5 protein-coding genes are annotated in these 6,053 nt (G+C 65.0%); all 5 read left to right on the top strand.

Annotated elements, in window-relative coordinates:
- Positions 1-271: 271 nt before the first annotated feature.
- Positions 272-1,258: a metalloregulator ArsR/SmtB family transcription factor gene (locus VJ811_RS13615; protein ID WP_324073214.1), complete on the top strand. Its 987-nt coding sequence runs from the start codon at positions 272-274 to the stop codon at positions 1,256-1,258.
- On the top strand, positions 1,255-2,196 hold the full coding sequence (gene metF, locus VJ811_RS13610; protein WP_324073211.1) for a methylenetetrahydrofolate reductase: 942 nt from the start codon (positions 1,255-1,257) through the stop codon (positions 2,194-2,196). The genes VJ811_RS13615 and metF overlap by 4 nt, the downstream gene beginning before the upstream one ends.
- Positions 2,197-2,308: 112 nt before the next feature.
- Positions 2,309-3,358 carry a homocysteine S-methyltransferase family protein gene (locus VJ811_RS13605; protein ID WP_324073210.1) on the top strand — a complete coding sequence of 350 codons (1,050 nt, stop codon included), beginning with the start codon at positions 2,309-2,311 and terminating at the stop codon, positions 3,356-3,358.
- Between the two features lie 4 nt (positions 3,359-3,362).
- The gene (locus VJ811_RS13600) at positions 3,363-3,887 is read left to right on the top strand and encodes a GNAT family N-acetyltransferase (protein ID WP_324073208.1); all 525 of its coding nucleotides are present in this window, start codon (positions 3,363-3,365) and stop codon (positions 3,885-3,887) included.
- 22 nt (positions 3,888-3,909) lie between these two features.
- Positions 3,910-6,053, top strand: a 2,144-nt coding sequence (locus VJ811_RS13595; protein ID WP_324073206.1) for a dihydropteroate synthase, incomplete at its 3' end; no start/stop codon positions are given.

The raw sequence follows: 6,053 nt of genomic DNA, 5'->3' as shown, positions 1-6,053 counted from the left end.
CGAGGCGGCGAGGACGAGCGACAGAGTGATCGATTTCTTCATTTGGGAATACCCCTCTCGGTTTGAATTGACCGATCGGCACAGGAACTGATCGATCCCGAAATTTGCCAATCGCGCGCAGAATTACCCCCTCGCCAAATGACGTGCAACGCCATTTTTTTGAGAGCTTGCCTGTTTCGTCGCAATTCGACCACGAACGGAGGGTGTGTGGCGGAAATAGGGGAGCGGCGGCCGGTTGACCAGATATAAAGAAAGCTTTATATGTTGATCCGTGAGCGAGCTGATCGACATTTTCCGTGCCCTCGCGGACCCGACGCGATTGCGAGTCGTCGCGCTTTTGCGCGAGATGGAGCTCGCGATCGGTGAATTGGCGGTCGTGCTCGACCAGAGCCAGCCGCGCGTATCGCGCCATGTCCGGATCCTTGTCGAGGCCGGAATCGTCGAGCGGCGGCGCGAGGGAAGCTGGGTTTTCCTGCGCATCGCGGTCGGCGGTCCGGTCGCCGAGATTATCGGGCAAGCCGAAAAATGGCCCTTCTCCGCGCGCGAGACGCGGGTCATCGCGCATGATGCGCGGCGGCTGGCGGCGGTGCGCGACGAACGCGCGGCGTCCGCCGAACGCTATTTCGCCGAACATGCCGCCGAATGGGACGCGATCCGGTCGCGCCATGTCGCCGAGAGCGAGGTCGAGGCGGCGATGCTGGCGATGATGCACAATCGCCGGCTCGGCCATCTGCTCGACATCGGCACCGGCACCGGCCGGATGGCGGAAATCTTTGCGCCGACCGCGCGCCGCATCACCGCGCTCGATCGCAGCCCCGAAATGCTGCGCATCGCGCGCACCAAGCTGGCGGGGCAATCGGTTCCCGTCGACCTGCTCCAGGGCGACTTCCTGAACCTGCCGGTCGCCGATGCCAGCATCGACAGCATCGTCATCCATCAGGCGCTGCATTTCGCGCATGAGCCCGATCGTGTGATCGCCGAAGCGAGCCGGGTGCTGCGCGGCGGCGGCCATTTGCTCGTCGTCGATTTCGCACCGCACGAGGACGAGGAGTTGCGCAATTTCGCGGCGCACGCGCGTCTCGGCTTTTCGGATGCGCAGATCCGCGGCTGGTTCGCATCGGCGGGGCTGCTGCTGGAAAATACCCAGACGCTGGAAGGCGGGGAGCTGGCCGTGAAGCTGTGGCTCGGCCGCCGTCGCAGCGATGAAGATCAACCTCCCGTCATTGGCGACGGACAAAGTAAAAGGCTTGCGGCATGACGTCGAATCTGAACTCGCTGGCGGAGGCGCGCCGCGCCGCGGCCTCGCCGCTGTTCGCCAATCTCGAAGGCGACATCGGCGTCAGCTTCGAATTTTTCCCGCCCAAGACCGAGAAGATGGAGGCGCAGCTGTGGGACACCTTCCGCACGCTCGAGCCGCTGGGGCCGAGCTTTGTGTCGGTCACCTATGGCGCTGGCGGATCGACGCGCGAGCGCACCCATGCGACCGTCGCGCGCATCGCCGCCGAAAGCCGCGTCCCGCCCGCCGCGCACCTCACCTGCGTCGAGGCGTCGCGCGCCGAGATCGACGAGGTGGCGCACGCCTATTGGGATGCCGGGGTGCGGCATATCGTCGCGCTGCGTGGTGACGTTCCCGGCGGCGCGCCGTACCGCGCGCATCCCGACGGCTATGCCAATGCGATCGAACTCGTCGCGGGGCTGAAAGCGATTGCGCCCTTCGATATTTCCGTCGCCGCCTATCCCGAGGTGCACCCTGACGCGACCTGCGCCGAGTCCGATCTCGACAATCTGAAGCGCAAGCTTGATGCGGGTGCGACGCGCGCGATCACGCAATTCTTCTTTTCGCCCGACAGCTTTCTGCGTTTCCGTGACGCGGCCGCGGCGGCGGGGATCACCGCACCGATCATCCCGGGTATTCTGCCGGTGTCGAACGTGTCGCAGACGCGGCGCATGGCCGACATGTGCGGCACCGCGATCCCGGCGTGGATGATCTCGCTGTTCGAGGGGCTCGACGACCTGCCCGCCGCGCGCCAGCTTGTCGCCGCGACGATCGCCGCCGAGATGTGCCGCCGCCTCTATGCGGGCGGGGTGCGCGACTTCCATTTCTACACGCTCAACCGCGCCGAGCTCAGCTATGCCATCTGCCACCTGCTGGGCCTGCGCCCGGCGGCGGCGCCCGCGACGGAGAAAGCCGCATGACCAGCGCATCAATAAATAGGGACAGTCCCTATTTTTCGCGAACCAGTGCGTTCGACCGGTGCGTCGGCGATAGAAAAATAGGGACTGTCCCTATTTATTGGGAGGTACGCCGATGATCAGCGCGCGCGAAGCTTTGCAGGCGGCCGCCAAGGACCGCATCCTGCTGACCGACGGCGGCTGGGGCACCCAGATCCAGCTCCGCAAGCTGGTCGAGGCCGACTATGCCGGCAACCTCGGGCTGTCGCACGACCAGAAGGGCAATAACGACATCCTCGCGCTGACGCGTCCCGATGTCGTCACCGCGATCGGCGAAGCCTATCTGGCGGCGGGGTCGGACATCGTGTCGACCAACACCTTCAGCGCCAACACGATCAGCCAGGCCGACTATGGCGCCGAACATCTGGTCGCCGACATCAATCACGAAAGCGCACGGCTGGGCCGCGCGGCCGCCGACAAATATGAAGCGATGGACGGCCGCCGCCGCTTCATCGCGGGCGCGGTCGGGCCGACGAACAAGACGCTGTCACTGTCGCCCGACGTCAACAATCCGGGCTATCGCGAGATCGATTTCGACGAATTGAAGAATGTCTATCTGGATCAGGTCGTCGCGCTCGCCGAAGGCGGCGCCGACTTCATCCTGATCGAGACGATCTTCGACACGCTCAACGCCAAGGCCGGGATCGCCGCGACGCTCGAGGCCGAGGCGAAGGTCGGGCGCGAGCTGCCGCTGATGATCTCGATGACGCTCACCGACCTCAGTGGCCGCAACCTGTCGGGGCACACGGTCGAGGCCTTCTGGTACGCGGTGCGCCATGCGCAACCGCTGACGATCGGGCTCAACTGCTCGTTCGGCGCCGCGCAGCTTCGCCCGCATGTCCGCGTGCTGTCCGATCTCGCCGATGCGCTGGTGATGGTCTACCCGAACGCGGGCCTGCCCAACGAACTCGGCGAATATGACGAGATGCCCGACACGACCGCGGGGCTGGTGCGTGAATGGGCCGAACATGGCCAGGTCAATATCCTCGGCGGCTGCTGCGGTTCGACGCCGGCGCATATCGCGGCGATGGCGCAAGCGATCGAGGGGCTCGCTCCGCGTCAGATTCCCGAGGTGCCGGTGCGCACGCGGCTCGCGGGGCTCGAGCCCTTCACCATGGCGGCCTGAACCGATGACCGACAATCCGGCATGGACGATCCGGGAAGCCGGAGCCGAAGATGCGTCGGCGCTCGCGCTGATCGGCGCCGCGACCTTTCTGGAAACCTTCGCCGGCATTCTCGACGGCGAGGCGATCGTCGGTCATTGCGCGGCGCAGCATACTGAAGCGGCGTACAGAACCTATCTGGCGGCCGGCGCGCGTGCGTGGATCGCCGAGGCACAGCCCGGCGGTGCGCCGATCGGTTTCGCGCTCGTCGGCAAGCCGGACCTCGCCGCGGCGCTTGAAGGCGATATCGAGTTGAAGCGCATCTATTCACTGTCGCGCTTTCACGGCAGCGGGCTGGGCGCGGCGTTGATGAAGCAGGCGCGGGAGGCCGCGCGCGGCCATCGCCGCCTTCTGCTTGGCGTTTATGCGCAGAACGAACGCGCGCTGGCCTTTTACCGCAAGCAGGGATTCGCCGACCTCGGCACGCGCCAGTTCAACGTCGGCGGCAAGTTCTACGACGATCTCGTCCTCGCCCGCCCGCTCGGCACCTAATGACCAGTTTCAGGATTATCCGATGACCACCGCCGCCTCATCCAGCTTCGTCAATATCGGCGAACGCACCAACGTCACGGGCTCCGCGGCGTTCAAGAAGCTGATCCTCGCCGACGATTATGCCGCGGCGGTCGAGGTCGCGCGCCAGCAGGTCGAAAATGGCGCGCAGGTCATCGACGTCAATATGGACGAAGGCCTGCTCGACGCCGAATATGCGATGACGACCTTTTTGAAGCTCATCGCCGCCGAGCCCGATATCGCGCGGGTGCCGGTGATGATCGACAGCTCGAAATGGAGCGTGATCGAGGCTGGGCTGAAATGCGTTCCCGGCAAGCCGATCGTCAATTCGATCAGCATGAAGGAAGGCGAGGAGCCTTTCCTGATCCATGCGCGCAAATGCATGGCTTACGGCGCCGCGGTCGTCGTGATGGCGTTCGACGAGGTCGGGCAGGCCGACACGATGGAACGCAAGATCGAGATTTGCGAGCGCGCCTACAAGCTGCTGATGACCATCGGCTTTCCGCCCGAGGACATCATCTTCGACCCCAATGTGTTCGCGGTCGCGACGGGGCTGGAAGAGCATGACAATTATGCGGTCGATTTCATCGAGGCGGTGAAGGTCATCCGCGTCCGCTGTCCGCACGTCCATTTTTCGGGCGGGCTATCGAACCTTTCCTTCGGCTTCCGCGGCAATGAGGTCGTGCGCCGCGCGATGCACAGCGTCTTCCTCTATTATGCGATCCCCGCCGGGCTCGACATGGCGATCGTCAACGCGGGCCAGCTCGACGTCTATGACACGATCGACCCCGAACTGCGGCAGGCGGTCGAGGATGTCGTGCTCAACCGCAAGACCCCCGGCGAGGCCGAGAGCCCGACCGAACGGCTGATCGCGCTTGCCGAACGTTACAAGGGTAGCAACCCCGCGCAGGAAAAGGCGGCCGAGGAATGGCGCGGCTGGGACGTCGCGAAGCGGCTCGAGCATGCGCTGGTCAAGGGCATCGACGCCTATGTCGTCGACGACACCGAGGAAATGCGCTTGGCTATGCCGCGCCCGATCGAGGTGATCGAGGGGCCGCTGATGGACGGCATGAATGTCGTCGGCGACCTGTTCGGGTCGGGCAAGATGTTCCTGCCGCAGGTCGTCAAATCGGCGCGCGTGATGAAAAAGGCAGTCGCGCATCTGCTGCCCTTCATCGAGGCGTCGAAGGAGCCGGGCGCGAAGGGCAAGGGCAAGGTCGTGATGGCGACCGTGAAGGGCGACGTCCACGATATCGGCAAGAATATCGTCGGCGTGGTGCTCCAGTGCAACGGCTTCGAGATCGTCGATCTGGGCGTCATGGTGCCGTGGAGCAAGATCCTCGAGGCGGCGAACGAGAATGACGCCGACATGATCGGCCTCTCGGGCCTGATCACCCCCTCGCTCGACGAGATGGTGACGGTGGCCGAGGAAATGCAGCGCGCCGGCATGACGATGCCGCTGCTGATCGGCGGCGCGACGACGTCGAAGGTCCACACCGCGCTGCGCATCGATCCCGCTTATCAGGGGCCGGTGCTTCACGTCCTCGACGCGAGCCGCGCGGTGGGCGTCGCGACGTCGCTGGTCAGCGACACCGGGCGCGAGGCCTATGTGAAGGGCTATAAGGACGATTACGCCCATATCCGCGACGTGCGCGCGGGCAAGGGGCAGAGCGTGCTGCACACCCTCGAAGAAGCGCGTGCCAATTATTACGACGCCTATCTCAGCGACAAGCCCGCGCCGCCGCTGCAACCCGGACTGCACCGATTCGACGACTGGTCGCTCGACGATTTGCGCGAATGCATCGACTGGACGCCCTTTTTCCGCGCGTGGGAGCTGCACGGCACCTGGCCGTCGATCATGAACGACGAGGTGGTCGGTGAGACGGCGCAGGCGCTGAAGGCCGATGCCGATGCGATGCTCGACAGACTGATCGCGGAGAAGTGGCTGACCGCACGCGGCGTCTGCGCCCTCTGGCCGTGCGCGCGCGATGGTGACAGCGTCACCATCCACCTCGCCGAAGAGGAGCGCCATGTGACGCTGCCTTTCCTGCGCCAGCAGGTCAAGAAGAGCCGCGACCGCGCCAATATGTGCCTCGCCGATTTCATCGATCCGGCGGGCGACTGGATGGGCGGCTTCGCGGTCGGCAT

The sequence above is a fragment of the Sphingopyxis sp. genome (assembly GCF_035250425.1).
Classification (GTDB): Bacteria; Pseudomonadota; Alphaproteobacteria; order Sphingomonadales; family Sphingomonadaceae; genus Sphingopyxis.
The sequence above is the reverse complement of the archived record's forward strand: the minus strand, read 5'-3'. Positions and strand labels throughout refer to the sequence as shown.

Bases quoted from the DNA above. Each gene is read 5' to 3' on its own strand.
- metF (WP_324073211.1), top strand. From the start codon at position 1,255: ATGACGTCGAATCTGAACTCGCTGGCGGAGGCGCGCCGCGCCGCGGCC.
- VJ811_RS13605 (WP_324073210.1), top strand. From the start codon at position 2,309: ATGATCAGCGCGCGCGAAGCTTTGCAGGCGGCCGCCAAGGACCGCATC.
- VJ811_RS13600 (WP_324073208.1), top strand. From the start codon at position 3,363: ATGACCGACAATCCGGCATGGACGATCCGGGAAGCCGGAGCCGAAGAT.